Origin of the sequence: Ancylobacter sp. IITR112 (genome assembly GCF_041415945.1) — a bacterium.
Classification (GTDB): domain Bacteria; phylum Pseudomonadota; class Alphaproteobacteria; order Rhizobiales; family Xanthobacteraceae; genus Ancylobacter.
The window spans coordinates 397879-414808 of sequence record NZ_JBGCUS010000001.1 but is presented as its reverse complement, the minus strand read 5'-3'; the positions used below and the strand labels follow the sequence as shown (position 1 = coordinate 414808).

The 16930-nt window shown below is 69.0% G+C and carries 14 protein-coding genes; all 14 read right to left on the bottom strand.

Annotated features, from left to right (window positions below; genetic code table 11):
• Nucleotides 1–8 precede the first annotated feature (8 nt).
• Entirely contained in the window at nt 9–1109 is a 1101-nt protein-coding gene (locus tag AAC979_RS01825) for an efflux RND transporter periplasmic adaptor subunit (protein WP_371345118.1), read from the bottom strand.
• 194 nt (nt 1110–1303) lie between these two features.
• Nucleotides 1304–2755 carry a gamma-aminobutyraldehyde dehydrogenase gene (locus AAC979_RS01820; RefSeq protein WP_371345117.1) on the bottom strand — a complete coding sequence of 484 codons (1452 nt, stop codon included), beginning with the start codon at nt 2753–2755 and terminating at the stop codon, nt 1304–1306.
• Nucleotides 2756–2765: 10 nt separating this feature from the next.
• A complete protein-coding gene (locus AAC979_RS01815; RefSeq protein WP_371345116.1) occupies nt 2766–3566 on the bottom strand; it encodes an ABC transporter permease in 801 nt (266 codons plus the stop codon).
• Nucleotides 3567–3704: 138 nt separating this feature from the next.
• Nucleotides 3705–4649, bottom strand: coding sequence for an ABC transporter permease (locus AAC979_RS01810; RefSeq protein WP_371345115.1), 945 nt, complete (start codon nt 4647–4649; stop codon nt 3705–3707).
• Entirely contained in the window at nt 4646–5686 is a 1041-nt protein-coding gene (locus AAC979_RS01805) for an ABC transporter ATP-binding protein (RefSeq protein WP_371345114.1), read from the bottom strand. Before AAC979_RS01805 ends, AAC979_RS01810 begins: the two co-directional genes overlap by 4 nt.
• Before the next feature lie 298 nt (nt 5687–5984).
• Entirely contained in the window at nt 5985–7154 is a 1170-nt protein-coding gene (locus AAC979_RS01800; RefSeq protein WP_371345113.1) for an ABC transporter substrate-binding protein, read from the bottom strand.
• A gap of 241 nt (nt 7155–7395) precedes the next feature.
• Nucleotides 7396–8307, bottom strand: a complete 912-nt coding sequence (locus AAC979_RS01795) for a LysR substrate-binding domain-containing protein (protein ID WP_371345112.1) — start codon at nt 8305–8307, stop codon at nt 7396–7398.
• Nucleotides 8308–8427: 120 nt separating this feature from the next.
• Complete coding sequence (locus tag AAC979_RS01790; protein ID WP_371345111.1) at nt 8428–9675, bottom strand: NAD(P)/FAD-dependent oxidoreductase; 1248 nt, start codon at nt 9673–9675, stop codon at nt 8428–8430.
• Complete coding sequence (locus AAC979_RS01785; RefSeq protein ID WP_371345110.1) at nt 9672–10394, bottom strand: lysophospholipid acyltransferase family protein; 723 nt, start codon at nt 10392–10394, stop codon at nt 9672–9674. The genes AAC979_RS01790 and AAC979_RS01785 overlap by 4 nt, the downstream gene beginning before the upstream one ends.
• A gap of 253 nt (nt 10395–10647) precedes the next feature.
• Nucleotides 10648–12384, bottom strand: a complete 1737-nt coding sequence (gene ade / locus AAC979_RS01780) for an adenine deaminase (protein WP_371345109.1) — start codon at nt 12382–12384, stop codon at nt 10648–10650.
• 4 nt (nt 12385–12388) lie between these two features.
• Nucleotides 12389–13348 (bottom strand): aldo/keto reductase, encoded by a 960-nt coding sequence (locus AAC979_RS01775; RefSeq protein ID WP_371345108.1) that lies wholly within the window; start codon nt 13346–13348, stop codon nt 12389–12391.
• Nucleotides 13349–13514: 166 nt separating this feature from the next.
• Entirely contained in the window at nt 13515–14300 is a 786-nt protein-coding gene (locus tag AAC979_RS01770; RefSeq protein ID WP_371345107.1) for a DeoR/GlpR family DNA-binding transcription regulator, read from the bottom strand.
• A 96-nt stretch (nt 14301–14396) separates the two neighbouring features.
• Nucleotides 14397–15521 (bottom strand): beta-ketoacyl synthase N-terminal-like domain-containing protein, encoded by a 1125-nt coding sequence (locus AAC979_RS01765; protein WP_371345106.1) that lies wholly within the window; start codon nt 15519–15521, stop codon nt 14397–14399.
• Nucleotides 15518–16927 (bottom strand): AMP-binding protein, encoded by a 1410-nt coding sequence (locus tag AAC979_RS01760; RefSeq protein WP_371345105.1) that lies wholly within the window; start codon nt 16925–16927, stop codon nt 15518–15520. Before AAC979_RS01760 ends, AAC979_RS01765 begins: the two co-directional genes overlap by 4 nt.
• Nucleotides 16928–16930: the final 3 nt, after the last annotated feature.

Genomic DNA, 16930 nt, shown 5'->3' with positions numbered 1-16930 from the left:
ACGCGGCCTCAGCCCTGCGACGCGGGCGGTGGCGGCACCACCTCCACGGCGGCGTCCGGCTGCAAGCGTCCCTGCCCGGCCACGACGATGGACGCGCCGGGCGGCACTCCCTTGACCTCGACCTCGCCCTTCATACGCTGGCCAAGCTCGACTTTCAGTTGCTTCGCCTTGCCGTCGACGATCTGCCAGACGAAGCGCTCCTGGCCGCGCGGCACGATGGCGCTCTCCGGCACGAACACCGCATCGCGCGCCTCACGGCCTTTCACCACTACGCGGGCAAACAGGCCCGGGCGCAGGACGAGATCCTTGTTGTCGAGCCGGGCGCGGACGCTGAGCGAGCGGCCATTGATGTCGACCATCGGGTCGATGGCGTAGATCGTGCCGGTGAAGCTGCGCCCCGGCAGCGCGTCGAGCGTGATGGTCACGGTCTGGTTTTCGGCGATGCTGGAAAGCTGCGTCTCCGGCACTTTGAAATCCAGCTTCAGCGTGTCGATCTTCTCAAGATTCACCAGTTCGGTGCCGACGGCGATATAGGCGCCATTGGAGACGGTGCGCAGGCCGACCACCCCGTCAAACGGCGCGGTGATGGTGTGCTTGGCGATCTGAACCCGCTGGGAATTGAGCAAAGCACGGGCCGTGTTGAGCTCCGCCTGCGCCTCGTCCAGCGCCCGGGCGGTGCCGGAGCCGGATTTCTGCAGCCGCTGCGCCCGGTCGAAATTGGCCATGGCGAGGTCGAGCCGCGCCTCGGTCTCGTCCAGCGAGGCCTTCACCAGAGCGGCGTCAAGCTGCACCAGCACATCGCCCGCCTTCACATGCTGGCCCTCGCGAAAGCCGATCTCCTGGATGCGACCGGCCACTTCGGAGGCGACCTTGACGGATTCGTCGGACTGCAGCGAACCGATGGACGAAATATCGGTCGTCACCGAGGCAGCCCGGGCGGGCGCCACCTCGACCGGAACCGTCCGCACCGCGCGCGGCTCGGGGGCGGCATTGGCCGGGCTGCGCGCGCCGAGCAGGCCGGCCACGTCCACCCAGCCGCGATCATGCGCAAGCCATCCCGCTCCCGCGAGAAGGGCGAGTGTCAGCCACACACCGGATCGACGTTGCATCGGGCCCCCATCAGTTGCAGCGCAACATGGAACATCCATGCCGCGACACAACAGATATAAGGAAGGGTTCCAACTAAATTGTGCGTCACCTGGGGCCGTGCGCATCACATTCGCGCGGCCAGCTAACATCATACTCCCTTGGCCACCGCCGCGAAACCTGCCGCAGCGGCGCACCCCCGGCCGCCGACCAAAGATCAGGCGTTCTTCACCATGACGTGGCGCACCACCGTGTAGTCTTCGAGCGCATAGGCGCTGAGATCCTTGCCATAGCCGGACTGCTTGAGGCCGCCATGCGGCATCTCGCTCACCAGCATGAAATGGCAGTTCACCCAGGTGCAGCCATATTGCAGTCGCGAAGCGGTGGCCATGCCGCGCCCGACATCGCGCGTCCACACCGAGGAGGCGAGGCCGTAATCGCTGTCATTGGCCCAGCCCACCGCCTCGTCGACATCGGTGAAGCGCGTCACCGACACGACCGGACCGAACACTTCGCGGCGGACGATCTCGTCCGATTGCAGCGCGCCGGCGACGACGGTCGGCTCATAGAAGAAGCCCTTGCCGGTGCCCTCCCCGCCCGCGAGCTTGCCGCCGGTGGCGATCTCGATGTGGTTGAGTTCGGCGGCGCGCTCGACAAAGGAGGCGACGCGGGCGCGCTGGCGGGCGGAAATGAGCGGGCCGATATCGTTCTCGCCGTCATCCGCCTGGCCGAATTTGAGCCCGGAGACGGCGGAGGCGAGGTCCGCCACCAGCTTCTCATAGACCTTGGACCCCGCATAGATGCGGCAGGCGGCGGTGCAGTCCTGGCCGGCATTGTAATAGCCGAACACCTTCACCCCTTCGACCACGGCGTCGATGTCGGCATCGTCGAACACGATCACCGGCGCCTTGCCGCCGAGTTCGAGATGGGTGCGCTTCACCGTCTTGGCGGCGGCGGTCAGCACCTTCTTGCCGGTGGCGATGTCGCCGGTGAGCGAGACCATCGCCACTTTGGGATGGTGGATCAGCGCATTGCCGACGCTCTCGCCGCGGCCGACGACGACATTGACCACGCCTTCCGGGAACAGGTCGGCGATGAGCTTCGCCAGCTTCAGCAGCGTCAGCGGCGTCTGCTCGGAAGGCTTGATCACCACCGTATTGCCGCCCGCCAGCGCCGGCGCCAGCTTCCATGCCGCCATCATGAGCGGGTAGTTCCACGGCGCGATCGAGGCGACGACGCCGATCGGGTCGCGGCGGATCATCGAGGTGTGGCCGGCGAGATATTCGCCCGCCACCATGCCGTGCTGGGTGCGCGCCGCGCCGGCGAAGAAGCGGAAGCAGTCGACGACGCCGGGAAGCTCGTCATTGAGCACGGCGTGACGCGGCTTGCCGCAGTTCAACGCCTCCAGCGTGGCGAAGGATTCCGCTTCAGCTTCAATACGATCGGCAAGCTTGAGCAGCAGCGTGGCGCGTTCGGCCGGCGTGGTGCGCGACCAGGTACGGAAGGCTTTGTCGGCCGCGTTCACCGCCGCGTCGACCTGGTCGACCGAGGCTTCCGGCAGGTCGAGCAGCGTTTCCTCGGTCTTCGGGTTCAGCACCACCTCCGGCGTTTCCGTGCCGGCGACGAAGGCGGAGCCGATAAGCATCTGGGTGTCGGAAAGGGCAGTCATGGGGCGTCTCCTATTTTCCCGAGCCGGCCACCGCCTCGCCATGGCGGGTGAGATAATAGGCGGCGAGGATGGGCAGGAAGGTCACGAGGATCACGAGCACGGCGACCACATTGGTGACGGGCCGCTGCCGTGGGCGGATGAGCTCGGACAGCATCCATATCGGCAAAGTCGATTGCTGGCCGGCAGTGAAGGTGGTGACGATGACCTCGTCGAAGCTCAGCGCGAAGGCGAGCATGCCGCCCGCCAGCAGCGCCGTGCCGATATTGGGCAGGATGACGAGCCGGAAGGTCTGGAACGCATCGGCGCCGAGGTCCATCGACGCTTCGATCAGCGAGGGCGAGAGCCGCCGCAGCCGCGCCACCGCATTGTTGTAGACGACGACGATGCAGAAGGTGGCGTGGCCGAGCACGATGGTCCACACCGAGAAGGGGATCTCCATCAGCCCGAAAGCCTGGCGCAGGGCGATGCCGGTGACGATGCCCGGCAGGGCGATGGGCAGCACGAACAGCAGCGAGATCGGCTCGCGGCCGAAGAAGCGCGCCCGCGCCAGCGCCCCGGCGGCCAGCGTGCCGAGCACCAGCGCCAGCAGAGTGGCGATGCACGCCACCTTCAGCGACAGCCCGACCGCCGCCCAGATATCGGCCCGCCCCCACACCACGCCGAACCATTTCAGCGTGAAGCCGGGCGGAGGGAAGGCATAGCTCTTCTCTTCCGTGGTGAAGCAGTAGAGCAGGATGAACAGCAGCGGGATGTGCAGAAAGGCCAGCCCGCCAAGCGCGGCGATCTTCAGGGGGAGCGGGGCGCGGGTCATGCGGGCTTCCTCCCGGCCTCTATCGCCCCCTCATCCCCGGGCTTGACCCGGGGACCCAGATTGGCAGGCGCCGATCCCGGCCCTCTGGGTGCCCGGGTCAAGCCCGGGCATGAGGGCACTTTGACTTGAGACAGCCCCTCACAGCGCATCGAACGCCCCCGTGCGCTTGGCGAGGGTGAGGAACACCGCCATGACCAGGATCGGCACCAGCGAGAAGGCCGCCGCCAGCGGAATATTCCCGGCCGTGCCCTGCAGCGTGTACACCGCCTGTCCCAGCACCAGCGCCGAGGTGCCGATGATCTGCGGCACGATGTAGTCGCCCAGCGTCAGCGAGAAGGTGAAGATCGCCCCGGCCACCACGCCCGGCATGGCGAGCGGCAGGATCACCGTGCGAAAGACAAGCCCCGGCGCCGCGCCGAGATCGCCCGCCGCTTCAATGAGATGCGGCGGCACACGCTCCAGCGCCGCCTGGACCGGGAGGATCATGAAGGGGAGCCAGAGATAGGTGAAGGTCAGCACCATGCCGGTATAGCTGACCGAGAGCGAGGGCCCGCCGACCAGCGGCAGCGCCAGCCAGGCCTCCAGCGCGCCGGTGAGGCCGAGCTTGCCGGCGAACCAGCCGATGGCGCCTTCCTTGGCCAGCAGCAGCTTCCAGCCATAGACCTTGACCAGATAGCTCGACCACAGCGGCATCATCACCGCGAGGTAGAACGCCGCCTTCACCTTCGGCCCGGCATAGCGGGCGGCGTAATAGGCGATGGGGAAGGCGATGATCGCGCAAAGAATTGTCACCGCAGCGGAAATGCCGATGGTGCGCAGCACGATGTCGTAATTGGCGGGGCGGAACAGCTCCAGCAGCGTCGCGGTGGTCGGCTCGCGGACGATGGTGCCGGAGAACTCGTCTATCGAAAAAACCGATTGCGCCAGGAAGACGAACAGGCTGCCGAGATAGACGAGGCCCAGCCATAAGAGCGGCGGCATCAGCAACAGCAGGGTGAGCAGCCGGCCGCGCCGTACCAGCAGGTCGGACAGACGGCGCAGCACGACCTCGCGCGGAACCGGAAGATCGAGGCTGAGGCTCATTCCTCGCCCTCCATCGGCCGCACCGCCCCGGCCGGCACCGCGAGGCGGATGTCGGCTCCCGCCATCACCCCGCCGGCGGTGGCGGGGACGGCGGCGGTGAGGGCGAGCCCCGCGCCGGTAATCACGCTGAGGCGCCGCACCGGGCCCTGATAGGAAATGTCGCTGACCCGCGCCTCGACCAGCGCCGCGCCCTCCGGCACCGGAGCGCCCGCCGGTAGCAGCAGGATCTTCTCCGGCCGCAGGCTAGAGGGCCGCGCCGGCCCACCCAGCGCCTGCGCCTCGCGCGCCTCCAGCACATTGGCCGAGCCGACGAAGCGGGCGACGAAGCGCGTCGCCGGCTGTTCGTACACCTCTTCCGGCGGGCCGACCTGCACGATCCGCCCCTCATTGAACACGGCGACGCGGTCCGCCATGGAGAGCGCCTCGCCCTGATCATGGGTGACGAAGACGAAGGTGAGGCCGAGCGCGCGCTGCAAACCCTTCAGTTCGCTCTGCATTTCCTCGCGCAGCTTGAGATCGAGCGCGCCCAGCGGCTCGTCGAGCAGCAGCACTTTCGGCCGCACCACCAGCGCCCGCGCGAGCGCCACGCGCTGGCGCTGGCCGCCGGAAAGCTGCGCGGGGCGGCGCGTTTCCATGCCGGCGAGCTTGACGAGCGCCAGCGCCTCGCGCGCCAGCCGCTCGCGCTCGGCCCGGCCGACGCCGCGCACCCGCAGCCCATAGGCGACATTCTCGCCCACGGAGAGATGCGGAAACAGCGCGTAGTCCTGAAACACCGTGTTCACCGCCCGGCGATAGGGCGGCAGGCCTTCCACCGTCTCGCCGAAGATTTCGATATGGCCGTCGTCCGGCTGCTCGAAGCCGGCGATCAGCCGCAGGCAGGTGGTCTTGCCCGAGCCGGACGGGCCGAGCATGGCGAAGAACTCGCCCGGCGCGATGGAAAGGTCGACCCCGTCAACCGCCCGCACCGCGCCGAAATGCCTGACAACACGGGCAAAACGGACGGCCGGCAAGGCGAGCGGGGCGGCGTGAGCGTGCATGAACAGATTCCGGGGGCGGCGGAGGAAGATGGCTGAAAACAGGGTAGGGCGGGCGTTCTGCCGTGGTCGGGCGTTCATCACCCCTCATGGCCGGGCTTGACCCGGCCACCCAGACGTTGGGCCGGCACAATCGGCGGCGAAGCTGGGTCCCCGGGTCAAGCCCGGGGATGAGGGGGTGTGGGGATGGACAAGTGGCGCCCAGAGCGCGGCAAAAGTTGCTCGTCTGCCGCCCAACGCCCCTCCCTCAGCGCCCGGGCTTTCGCCCGGACGCCTGGGGAGGACGGCGGGCGAGGACGACCTACCGCCCGCCCAGCACGGCGATATAGTCGGACACCCAGCGGTAATAAGGCACGCAACCTTCGGCCTGGGTGGCGCATTTGGCCACCGGGGTGCGCCAGAAATGGATGCGCTCGAACTCCTCCATGCCGTTGGTCTTGCAGCCTTCGGCACCGAGCAGCTCATTGCCCTTGCAGGCGGCGGGAACGGCGGGCACCGAGCCGAACCAGGAGGCGAGATCGCCCTGCACCTTGGGCGAAAGCGAATGCTCCATCCACATATAGGCGCAGTTGGGATGGGCCGCGTCGGCGTGCATCATCGTGGTGTCGGCCCAGCCGGTGGCGCCTTCGCTGGGAATGGTGGAGGCGATCGGCTTCTTCTGGCTCTGCAACAGGTTGACCTGGAACGGCCAGGAGGAGGAGGCGACGACGCCCTCATTGGTGAAGTCGTCGATCTGGATCATCGCGTCGTGCCAGTAGCGCTGCACGATCTTGCGCTGCTCGCGCAGCAGGTCGAGCGCGGCCTTGTACTGCGCCTCGGTCAGCTCATAGGGGTCCTTGATGCCCAGTTCCGGCTTGTGCGCCATCAGGTAGAGCGCGGCATCGGCGATGTAGATCGGCCCGTCAAACGCCTGAATGCGGCCCTTGTTCGACTTGCCGTCCGGCAGCGTCTGCTCCTCGAACACCACGCTCCAGCTCTTGGGCGTCTCGCCCTTGAACGCTTCCGTGTTGTACATCAACACGTTGGAGCCCCACTGATAGGGCACGCCATAATGCACGCCATTGACGGTGTGCCAGGGCGCATCCTGCAGCCGCTCATCCACCGTGCCCCAGCTCGGGATCAGCTTGGTGTTGATGGGGGCGACCTTCTTGCCGGCGATGAGGCGCAGCGAGGCGTCGCCGGAGGCGGTGACGAGGTCGAAACCGCCCTCATTCATCAGCGCCACCATCTCATCGGAGGTTCCGGCGGTCTTCACATTGACCTTGCAGCCGGTCTTCTTCTCGAAATCGGTGACCCAGTCATAGGCCTTGTCGGTGTCGCCGCGCTCGATATAGCCGGCCCAGGCGACGATATCGACCTGCCCCTCGCCCTTGCCGACGGCGGACATTTCCGCAGCAAAAACAGGGTTCAATGCGAGAGAGGCGCCGGCGGCTAGCGCCGGCAGGCGCAGATAATGGGAGAGGCGCGGCATGATCTTTTCCCTCTGTTCTGCGGGCGCTGGCGGCCCTTTGAACGAAGTGTGACCCTGCGTCGCGCGGCGCGCCACACCAAAGATCAGAAAGCTGCCATCGGATAAACCGATGGGTCGATATTTCCCTCTGCTACCCTCATCGCCGGGCTTGACCCGGCCATCCAGGGGGTTGACGACCCCGCTCACCGCAAGGCTGGATCCCCGGATCGAGCTCCGGGGATGAGGGACGCCGATACGCCCGTCACCGCCCCCGCCCGCCCTGGCGGGTCGCGGCGATGGCGACGAAGCCGGCGGCGGCGGGGGAGAGCGGCGAGCCGCGCCGCCAGGCGGTCGCCACCTCCACCGCCGGCACGGATTCGACCAGCGTGCGGGCCTCGATCTTGTCGCCTTCCAGCGACCAGGGCCGGTAGGTGAGGTCCGGCAGCACCGCCACGCCCGCGCCCGTCGCCACCAGCGAGCGCACCGCCTCCACCGAGCGGGTGCGGAACGCCACCGGCGGGCGCAGGCCCAGCCGGCGCCAGACGATTTCCGACGCCTCGGCGATTTCATCAATGGTGAGAAGCACATGCGGCTCGGTGCCGAGATCGCGCAGGCTCACCCGCTCATCCGCCAGCGCGGGATGGCCGAGCGGCATCCAGACGCGATAGGGCGAGACTTCCACCGTCTGCGTCTGCAGCGCCGCCGATGAGCGGCCGGGCGGCAGCACCATGACGGCGACATCGAGTTCGCCGCCGATCAGAAGATGTTCGAGATAGTCGCCGGCATCTTCCACCGCCTCGACCGTGACGCCGGGAAAGGCGCGGCGGAAGCGGGCGACGAGGTCGGAATAGAGATAGCCGGCGACCAGCGGCGTCACCCCCACCGCCAGCCGCCCGGTGAGCGCCGCCGGCTCCGCGCCCGCCAGCGCGCGGCGGGCATCGGCGACATCGCCGAGAATCTTGCGCGCATGGCGCAGGAAATGATGCCCCTTCAGCGTAAGATCGACGCCGCGGGCGTGGCGGTCCAGCAGGGTGATGCCAAGGTCGAGCTCCAGTTCGCGCAGCGATTCCGTCACCGTCGATTGCGAGATCGACAGCGTATGCGCGGCGGAAGAGACGGAGCCATTCTCCGCCACCGCGACGAAATATTGGAGCTGGCGCAGCGAAAAGGCCATCGGAAGTTCCGGGGGGTGGGGTTCCGCCCGAGTGTAAAGGCGTGTTTTGCCCCCGCCTAGCCGGTGCAGTGAGGTGGACGATGAGGCCAGTGAGGCCAGTGAGGCCGATGCGGCCGGCCCTCACTTCGCCAGCAGCGTCTTCAGCTCGAAGCCCTCGTCGCCCGCCTGTTCCGGCGTCAGCGTCGGCGTGCCGGCGAGCAGGCGGCGGCCGAGCATATGGTCGGCCGGGCGGTTGACGCTCTCAATGGCGGTGAGCACGCCGTCGCGGAAGCGGAACACCGAGAAGCGGCGCGAAGAGGGGTCGCCGCGCAGCACCGCGCTGTCGGTGGCGGCGGCGAGGCCGACGATCTGCAGCTTGAGATCGGCCTGGTCGCTCCAGAACCACGGCACCGCGTCGAAGGGCGCCACCTTGCCGGTGAGCCGGTGGGCGAGGCTGCGCGCCTGATCGGCGGCGTTCTGCACCGATTCAAGCCGGACATTTCCGCCTGCGAAGCGGCTGGGATAGGCCACCGCATCGCCCAGCGCGGAAATCGCCGGGTCCATGGTGGCCAGATGCGCGTCGACGACGATACCGTTCGCCACCTCCAGCCCGGCCTCGGCGGCGAGCTCGACATTCGGCACCACGCCGATGCCGACCAGCACGAAATCGGCGGGGTAGACCGTGCCATCGCCGGTCTTGACGCCGGTGACGTGCCCTGCGTCGCCCGCTTCGCCCTCCAGCCCGATCACCCCGGCGCCGAGCACGAGGTCTGTGCCCATGGCGGCATGGGCGCTGGCGAAGAAGGCCGACATTTCGGGGGAGACGGCGCGGGCCAGCACGCGGCTGGCGCCTTCCAGCACCGTCACCTCATGGCCCAGCGCGCGGGCGACGGCGGCGAATTCCAGCCCGATGAAGCCGGCGCCGATCACCACCACGCGGCGGGCGCCCTCCAGCCGGCCTTTCAGCGCGTCGGCATCCGCCCGTGTGCGCAGATAGAACACGCCGGCGAGATCGTGCCCCGGTACGGGGAGCGGCCGGTTGCGGGCGCCGGTGGCGAGGATGAGATGGGCATAGGGCAGCGCCGTGCCGTCCTCCAGCACGAGGCGCCGGCCGGCGCGGTCGATGGCGGTGGCGCGGGCGTTGACCAGCTCGATGCGGTGATCGGCATAGAAGGCGGCGGCGCGCAGTTCGATCTGCTCGATGCCGGCCTCGCCCTTCATATAGGCCTTGGACAGCGGCGGGCGCTGATAGGGCAGGCCCGGCTCGTCGCCGACCAGAACGAGCCGGCCCTCATAGCCGGCTTCCCGCAGCGACGCCGCCGCCTGGAAGCCACCCTGTCCCGCCCCGACAATGACGATGCCCGCCTCGCTTGTGCCCGCCGCGCTCATGAACCACTCCGCTCCTGCGCCACCAGCCGGTCGCGCTCCGCATAGATCGCCTCGGTCAGCCGGTCCATGAACTCCTTGTCCGGCAGGCCGGAGGGGATGGGCGGCAGATAGGAGACGGTGATGGTGCCCGGCCGGATGCTGAAGCTGCGCGCCGGCCAGAACAGGCCGGCATTGTTGACGACCGGCACGACCGGCAGGTCCAGCGCCTTGTAGAGCAGCAGCACGCCGCGATGGAACTCCGCCCGCTCGTCCACCGCGCGGCGGGTGCCTTCGGGGAAGATCAGCAGATTGCGCCCGTGCTCGCTGGCCTCGCGGCCCTCGCGGAACATCTTCTTCACCGAGGAGGCGCCGCCGGCGCGGTCGATGGCGATCATCGGCGAGCGCCTGAGGAACCAGCCGAAGACCGGGATACGGTAAAGCTCCTCCTTCAGCACGATGGCGACATCGGGAATGAGCACGGCGGCGGCGATGGTCTCGAAGGCGGATTGGTGGTTGCCGACATAGAGCGCCGGCTCCGGCGGGCGGTTTTCTTCGCCGATGGTGCGGTAGGACAGCCCGACGAGGCGAAGAATCCCCATCACCCCGTCGGCCCAGAAGCGGGAGAAGCGCCGGATGAGGCGCGGTTCGTTGCGCAGCGCGTAATAGGGAATCGTCAGGGCGAGCAGCACGGTCCACAGGACCAGCAGCACGAGGAAGACGGACGAGCGCAGGCGGGCCATTGGCGAGGATCTCGAACAGGGCGGGCAGGTCTAGCAGATCGGGCCGGCGGACGGGAGGGGGCGGCAGAATCCGGGTATGGAGGGCTCCGCCGCCATCGTCATTCCGGCCGAAGCGCAGCGCAGAGCCGGGACCGCTCACCTCCCCTATTGTCACGCGGTCCCGGATCGGTCCTGCGGACCGTCCGGGATGACGGGACAAACAACATGCGCCGGGCGGGGACACCAAAGGTGCCCAAAGCTCCTCGAAAGGCCCTCACCCATTGCCGGCAGGGGGTGGGGCGGGCTCCAGCAGGGCGAAGGCGTTGACATCGAACAGGCCATGATCGGTGATCTTGAGATGCGGGATCACCGGCAGCGGCAGGAAGGACACCTGAAGGAAGGGTTCGGCCAGCACCACGCCGAGCGCCTTCGCCGCCGCGCGCAGCGGAATCAGCGCCTCGCGCACCGCCTCGAACGGCGTGTCCGCCATCAGCCCGGCGACGGGCAAGGCGAGCTCGGCCGTCACCTCCCCGCCCTGCGCCACCGCGAAGCCGCCGCGCAGCGCGATGAGGCGGTTCACCGCCAGCGCCATATCGGCCTCGTCCACCCCGACCACGGTGATGTTGTGGCTGTCATGGCCGACCGAGGAGGCGATGGCGCCGCGCTTCATGCCGAAGCCATGGACGAAGCCGCGGCCGATATTGCCGTTGAGGCCGTGCCGCTCGACCACGCAGACCTTCACCGCGTCCTTGTCGAGATCGACCTGCTTCTCGCCGTCGACCAGCGGCAGGTCGAGATGCACATCCTCGGTGATGATGCGGCCCGGCACGACGCCGATGACGCGGGTCGCGCTCTCCTTCGCCGGGATGCGGAAATCCGCCGCCGTCACCTCGCGCGCCCTCACCGAATCGAGGCCGACCGGAGGCACGCTGCCGCGCGCGGCGAAGAGTTCCGGCGTCACCCGCCGCCCGGCGGCGACGACCTCGCGGACCGAACACGCCTCCAGGCTCTCCACCAGCACGATGTCCGCCCGCCGCCCCGGGGCGAGAAGGCCGCGATCGGTGAGGCCGAAGGCGTTGGCCGCCGACCAGCTCGCCACGCGGTAGACATGGTGCAGCGGCGCGCCATGGCGGATCGCCTCGGCGATCATGAAGTCGAGATGGCCTTCCTCGGCAATGTCGAGCGGGTTGCGGTCATCGGTGCAGAAGGCGAGAAAGGCGGAGGTGTCGGGCGTGATCAGCGGGATCAGCGCGTGCAGGTCTTTGGAGACCGAGCCCTCGCGGATGAGCACCGACATGCCCTTCATCAGCTTTTCGCGCGCTTCCTCCAGCGAGGTCGCCTCATGCTCGGTGCGGATGCCGGCGGCGATGTAGCCATTGAGGTCCCGGCCCCGCAGCAGCGGGGCGTGGCCGTCAATATGCCCGTCGGAAAACAGCGACAGCTTGGCCAGACACCCTTCATCGGCGAACAGCACGCCGGGGAAGTTCATGAATTCGGCCAGCCCGATGCCGGAGGCGTGGCCGCGCAGCAAAGCGAGATCGGGCGCGGCGAGTTCGGCGCCGGCGGTCTCGAAGGAGGTGGCCGGCACGCAGGAGGAAAGCTGGACGCGCAGATCCATCAGGGTGTGCCCGGCGCAGCGCTGGAAATAGGCGATGCCTTCCATGCCGAGCACATTGGCGATTTCATGCGGATCGCAGATCGCCGTGGTGACGCCGTGCGGCAGCACGCAGCGGTCGAATTCCAGCGGGGTGACGAGCGAGGATTCCACATGCAGATGGGTGTCGATGAAGCCCGGCACGGCGAACAGCCCGGCGCCGTCGATCGCCTGCGCGCCCTCATAGCTGCCATAGGTGCCGACGATGCGCTCGCCCACCACCGCGATGTCGGTGAGGGTGATCGTGCCGGTGATGACATCCAGCATCCGCACGCCCTTGATGACGAGGTCCGCCGGGGCGGTGCCGCGCCCGGCCGCGATGAAGCGGGCGATCTCGGCGGGGCTGCGGGTGGTCATGGGATCAGTCCTTCCAGGCGCTGGCCTTGTCGAGCCGGGCGATATCCGCGCCGGTGAGCGCAAGATCGACGCTGGCGATGAGATCGGCAAGCTGTTCCGGCCGCGAGGCGCTGGCGATGGCGGCGGTGATGCTGGGCCGCGCCATCACCCAGGCGAGCGCCACCTGCGTCGGCGTGGCGCCATGGGCGGCGGCCACCTCGTCCAGCGCGGCGAGGATCGCCTCGCCTTTCGGGTTGAGATATTTCGCCACCAGTTCGCCGCCGCGCACGCTCTTGGCCGCATCGGCGGCGCTGCGGTACTTGCCGGTGAGGAAGCCGGCGGCGAGCGAGAAATAGGGGATGACGCCGAGGCCGTTGGCCGCGCACACCGCCTCGACATCCGCCTCATAGCCGGCGCGCTCGCACAGATTATATTCGGGCTGCAGCGTCTCATAGCGCGGCAGCTTCTCGCGCGTGGCCACCGCCAGCGCCTCGAACAGGCGCGGCGCGGTGAGGTTGGAGGCGCCGATGAGCCGCACCTTGCCGGCGCGGACCAGTTCGTCATAGGCGCCGAGCACCTCCTCGAACGGGGTGTCGGGATCGTCCCAATGCGACTGGTAGAGGTCGATATAGTCGGTCTGCAGGCGCGACAGCGAGGCGTCGACGGCGGCGCGAATATAGTCCGGCTTCAGGCACACGCCGCCCTGCCCCATATCGGCGCCGACCTTGGTGGCGATGACCAGCCGGTCGCGATTGCCGCGTGCCTTGATCCACCGGCCGATAATGGTCTCGGATTCCCCGCCCTTATGGCCCTCGGCCCAGCGGGAATAGATATCGGCGGTGTCGATGAAGCACAGGCCGGCGTCGAACAGCGCGTCGAGCAGGCGGAAGGAGGTGGCCTCGTCGGCGGTCCAGCCGAACACATTGCCGCCGATGCAGAGCGGCGGCACCAGAATATCCGAGCGTCCAAGGCGGCGCAGTTCCATTCGTCTCTCCTCCGGCGGTTGGGGGGATGGGGCGCCGCGAACGGCTCAGGGCTCTCCGGCCCCGGCGCGCGCCGCCCCGCTGTTGCAGTGCGGGATCGCACTCTAACTCTAAGATAGAGAACGCATTATCCGATCAGCTCGCGATGCAGGCTGATCGGCGCGTGCTCTAGAACCCGTCCTCGTCAAGCGAACCGACCTCGATCAGTTCCACCTGCTCGCGCTGGCACACATTGCGCAGCTCGGGCGACGATACGGTGTCGGTGACGAAGGTGTCGACCTCCGACATCGAGCCGATGCGCACCGGCGCCGTGCGCTCCAGCTTGGAGCGGTCGGCCACCAGAATGATCTGGCGGGCATTGTCGATGATGGCGCGGGCGACCTGCACCTCGCGATAGTCGAAATCCAGCAGCGTGCCGTCCTCCTCGATCGCCGAGGCGCCGATCACGGCATAGTCGACGCGGAACTGGCGGACGAAATCCACCGCCGCCGAGCCGATCACCGCCCCGTCGGCCTGGCGCACCGGCCCGCCGGCCATGATCAGCTCGATGCGGGGATGGCGGTAGAGCAGCGTGGCGACGTTGAGGTTGTTGGTGATGACCAGAAGGTCCTCATGGTCGGCCAGGGCGCGGGCCACCTCTTCCGTGGTGGTGCCGATATTGATGAACAGCGAGGCGCGGTTGGGCACCATGCTGGCGGCGGCCTCGGCGATGGCGCGCTTGGCGCCCTGCGCCATGGCGCGGCGGGCCTCATAGGCGAGGTTCTCCACACCGGAGGCGACGACCGCGCCGCCATGCACGCGCGACATCAGCCGGCGCACGCACAGATCGTTCAGATCCTTGCGGATGGTCTGCGGCGAGACATCGAAACGGCTGGCGAGGTCTTCGACGCTCACCCGCCCCTGGGCGCGCGCGAGGCCGAGAATATCCTGCTGGCGTGAGGAGATCGCGTTCATGCGGCCGACGGCCCTTCTCCCGAAATGAAGGATCGCCTTCTGCGGACGATTCGTGCTGCATCCTGCACAAGGAGGCGGGGCGCCGCAAACGCCTGTTTAGAGGCGCTGCAACATGAGCACGCTGGCGAGCCCGCCAGCGGCGGCGATGGCGGAAAGGCCGAGCATGCCCGGCGCCTCGCGGGCGAGTTCATGGAACTGGCGCACGGCGAGGATGGCGCCGGAGGCGCCGATGGGATGGCCGCGCGCCAGCGCCCCGCCGCCGCGATTGATGCTGGCCGGGTCGAGGCCGGCGCGCGCGCAAGTGGTCAGCGCCTGCCCGGCGGAGGCTTCCATCAGCTCGACGACGGAAATCTCTCGCCAGTCCGGTAGCGGCGCCCGCGCCAGCGCGTCGTCCAGCGCCTCCGGCGGGTTGTCCGCCGCGCCGCCGAAGGACCGGGCGAAAGACACCTCGGCCACCGGATGGCCGCCCTGCCGGCGCCGGTCCGCCCAGCCTTGCGCGCCGACCAGCACCACGGCGGCGGCGTCCGCTTCCACGGCCACGCCGGCGGCGTCGAGTTCGCTCGCGCCCTCGCGATGCAGCACCGGAGCGCGGGCGCACAAAGCCGGGGTCAGCGCCCGGGTGAAGCTGTCGAAGGCAAGGCCCGCCACCGGGACGATTTCCGCTTCCAGCCTCTCCCGCGCCGCCAGCGCCCTGGCGTGGCTCGCAATGGCGAATTCCGCCTGCCGCTCGCGGCTATAGCCCTGCGCCGCGCGGGCCAGCACCTCGATCATGTCCGGATCGCGCGCCGGCCAGGGGGTGAAGGGCGGGCGGTCATAGAAGACAGGCGCCTCGCCCTTCGCTTTCGGCCGGGTGCCGCGCAAGGGCGAGCGGCTGAAGCTCTCCACCCCGCCGGCGAGCACGAGACGCGCCGCCCCCGACTGCACGAGGCAGGCGGCAAGCTGGATGGCGTCGAGCCCGGAACAGCATTGCGTGTCCACCGTCAGCGCCGGCACGCTTTCGGAAAGGCCGGCGGCCAGCGCGGCGAGGCGGGCGACATTGCCGCCGCCGGACAGGGCATTGCCGAGAAGGACGTGATCGACTTCATGCGGCGCCACGCCCGCGTCATCCAGGCAGGCGCGCAGCACCGGGGCGGCGAGGTCATGCGCCTCCACGGCGCGAAAGGCGCCGCCGCGCGGAGCCACCGCCGTGCGGCGGGCGGCGAGGAGGAAGGCGGGGTTCATCGCGCCTGCCCCCCGGTCCTCAGCCTTTCGGCGGCGAATGCCTCCAGCGCCCGCAGATCCGCCTTGCCGCCCGAGGTGCGCGGCCACTCCGCCAGGGCGAGGAAACGGCGGGGAATCTTCGCCGCCGGCAGCAGGGCACGGCAGGCGGCGCGCAGGGCCGGCTCATCGAAGCGGCCGCGCAGCACCGCCACAAGCTCGACGCCGCGCAAAAGATCCGGCAGGCCGAAGACAGCGGCTTCCTCGATGCCGGGGAGGCCGGCAAGCACGCTCTCCACTTCCTCGGGATAGACGTTGAGCCCCGAGGTGACGAGCATGCGCTTTTCCCGCCCGTGCAGATACAGGAACCCGTCGGCGTCGAGCCTGCCATGGTCGCCAATGGTGAGGAAACCGGCCTCCCGCCGTGTTTCCGGGGCGTGGCCGCAGGCATAGCCATCGAACAGCATCGCGCTGGCGACCCAGATCGTCCCCGCTTCGCCGGCGGGCAGATCACGGCCGGAAGCGTCGCGGATGCGCAGGGCGACGCCCGGCGCGGCGCGGCCGACCGAGCCGGGTGGCACCGCCTCCCTCGGCCGGGCGAGGGTGATGAAGCTGGTTTCCGAGGCGCCGTAGAACTCGGCGAGGCCGGCCTGGGGGAACAGCGCCTCAACCGCCGCCCGCGTCTGCGCCCGCCATTTGGCGCCGGAAATCATGATGAGGCGCACTGTTGGAAAGCTCTCGCCCGCCCCGGCATCGACCAGCATCTGCAGTTGCGTCGGCGTCGCATAGAGCGCGGTGACGCCCTGGCGGGCGATGAGGCGCAGCGCCCGGCGCGGGTGGAACTGGCGCAGCATCACCGCCGTCGCGCCGATATGCAGGGCGTGGACGACGCCATAGAGATGCAGCGAGGCGGCGAGCCCGCCGGGCGCCAGCACCACATCCTGTTCGCCGAGGCCGAACGCCTCTTCGCTCACCTTGAAACTGTCGATCCAGGAACGGTGCGCGCGGCGATAGCCCTTGGGCAGGCCGGTGGAGCCGGAGGTGAAGCCGACATAGAACGGCGCCTCCGGCGCGGGCGGCGGCGGGAACGGGGCCGCAGCGGCGTCGGGTGCCTCGTCCAAGGTCAGCGCCGGGGCGAGCGCGGCGTCGATGGCGGCGCGGTAGGGTGCGGGCCAAGAGGGATCATAGACCAGCGCCTGCCGGCCGCTGACGGCGCAGGCGAAGAAGGCCTCCACCAGTTGCGGCGCATTGCCCATGGCGAGCGCGATGCCGGCGCCCGGCCGGGTGCGGGCGGCGAGATGGGCGGCGAGCCCACCGACCCGGGCGGCAAGCGCTTCCCGCGTCACCACCTCGCCATCACAGATCAGCGCGGCGCGGCCGGGCGCCGCCGCCGCGAGGGCGGGCAGCCCGGCGCCGAGGGTGGCGGCCATCGC

Bases quoted from the DNA above. Each gene is read 5' to 3' on its own strand.
- AAC979_RS01805 (WP_371345114.1), bottom strand. From the start codon at position 5,686: ATGCACGCTCACGCCGCCCCGCTCGCCTTGCCGGCCGTCCGTTTTGCC.
- AAC979_RS01825 (WP_371345118.1), bottom strand. From the start codon at position 1,109: ATGCAACGTCGATCCGGTGTGTGGCTGACACTCGCCCTTCTCGCGGGA.
- AAC979_RS01800 (WP_371345113.1), bottom strand. From the start codon at position 7,154: ATGCCGCGCCTCTCCCATTATCTGCGCCTGCCGGCGCTAGCCGCCGGC.
- AAC979_RS01785 (WP_371345110.1), bottom strand. From the start codon at position 10,394: ATGGCCCGCCTGCGCTCGTCCGTCTTCCTCGTGCTGCTGGTCCTGTGG.
- AAC979_RS01765 (WP_371345106.1), bottom strand. From the start codon at position 15,521: ATGAACCCCGCCTTCCTCCTCGCCGCCCGCCGCACGGCGGTGGCTCCG.
- AAC979_RS01760 (WP_371345105.1), bottom strand. From the start codon at position 16,927: ATGGCCGCCACCCTCGGCGCCGGGCTGCCCGCCCTCGCGGCGGCGGCG.
- AAC979_RS01795 (WP_371345112.1), bottom strand. From the start codon at position 8,307: ATGGCCTTTTCGCTGCGCCAGCTCCAATATTTCGTCGCGGTGGCGGAG.
- AAC979_RS01775 (WP_371345108.1), bottom strand. From the start codon at position 13,348: ATGGAACTGCGCCGCCTTGGACGCTCGGATATTCTGGTGCCGCCGCTC.
- AAC979_RS01810 (WP_371345115.1), bottom strand. From the start codon at position 4,649: ATGAGCCTCAGCCTCGATCTTCCGGTTCCGCGCGAGGTCGTGCTGCGC.
- AAC979_RS01815 (WP_371345116.1), bottom strand. From the start codon at position 3,566: ATGACCCGCGCCCCGCTCCCCCTGAAGATCGCCGCGCTTGGCGGGCTG.
- AAC979_RS01820 (WP_371345117.1), bottom strand. From the start codon at position 2,755: ATGACTGCCCTTTCCGACACCCAGATGCTTATCGGCTCCGCCTTCGTC.
- AAC979_RS01790 (WP_371345111.1), bottom strand. From the start codon at position 9,675: ATGAGCGCGGCGGGCACAAGCGAGGCGGGCATCGTCATTGTCGGGGCG.
- ade (WP_371345109.1), bottom strand. From the start codon at position 12,384: ATGACCACCCGCAGCCCCGCCGAGATCGCCCGCTTCATCGCGGCCGGG.
- AAC979_RS01770 (WP_371345107.1), bottom strand. From the start codon at position 14,300: ATGAACGCGATCTCCTCACGCCAGCAGGATATTCTCGGCCTCGCGCGC.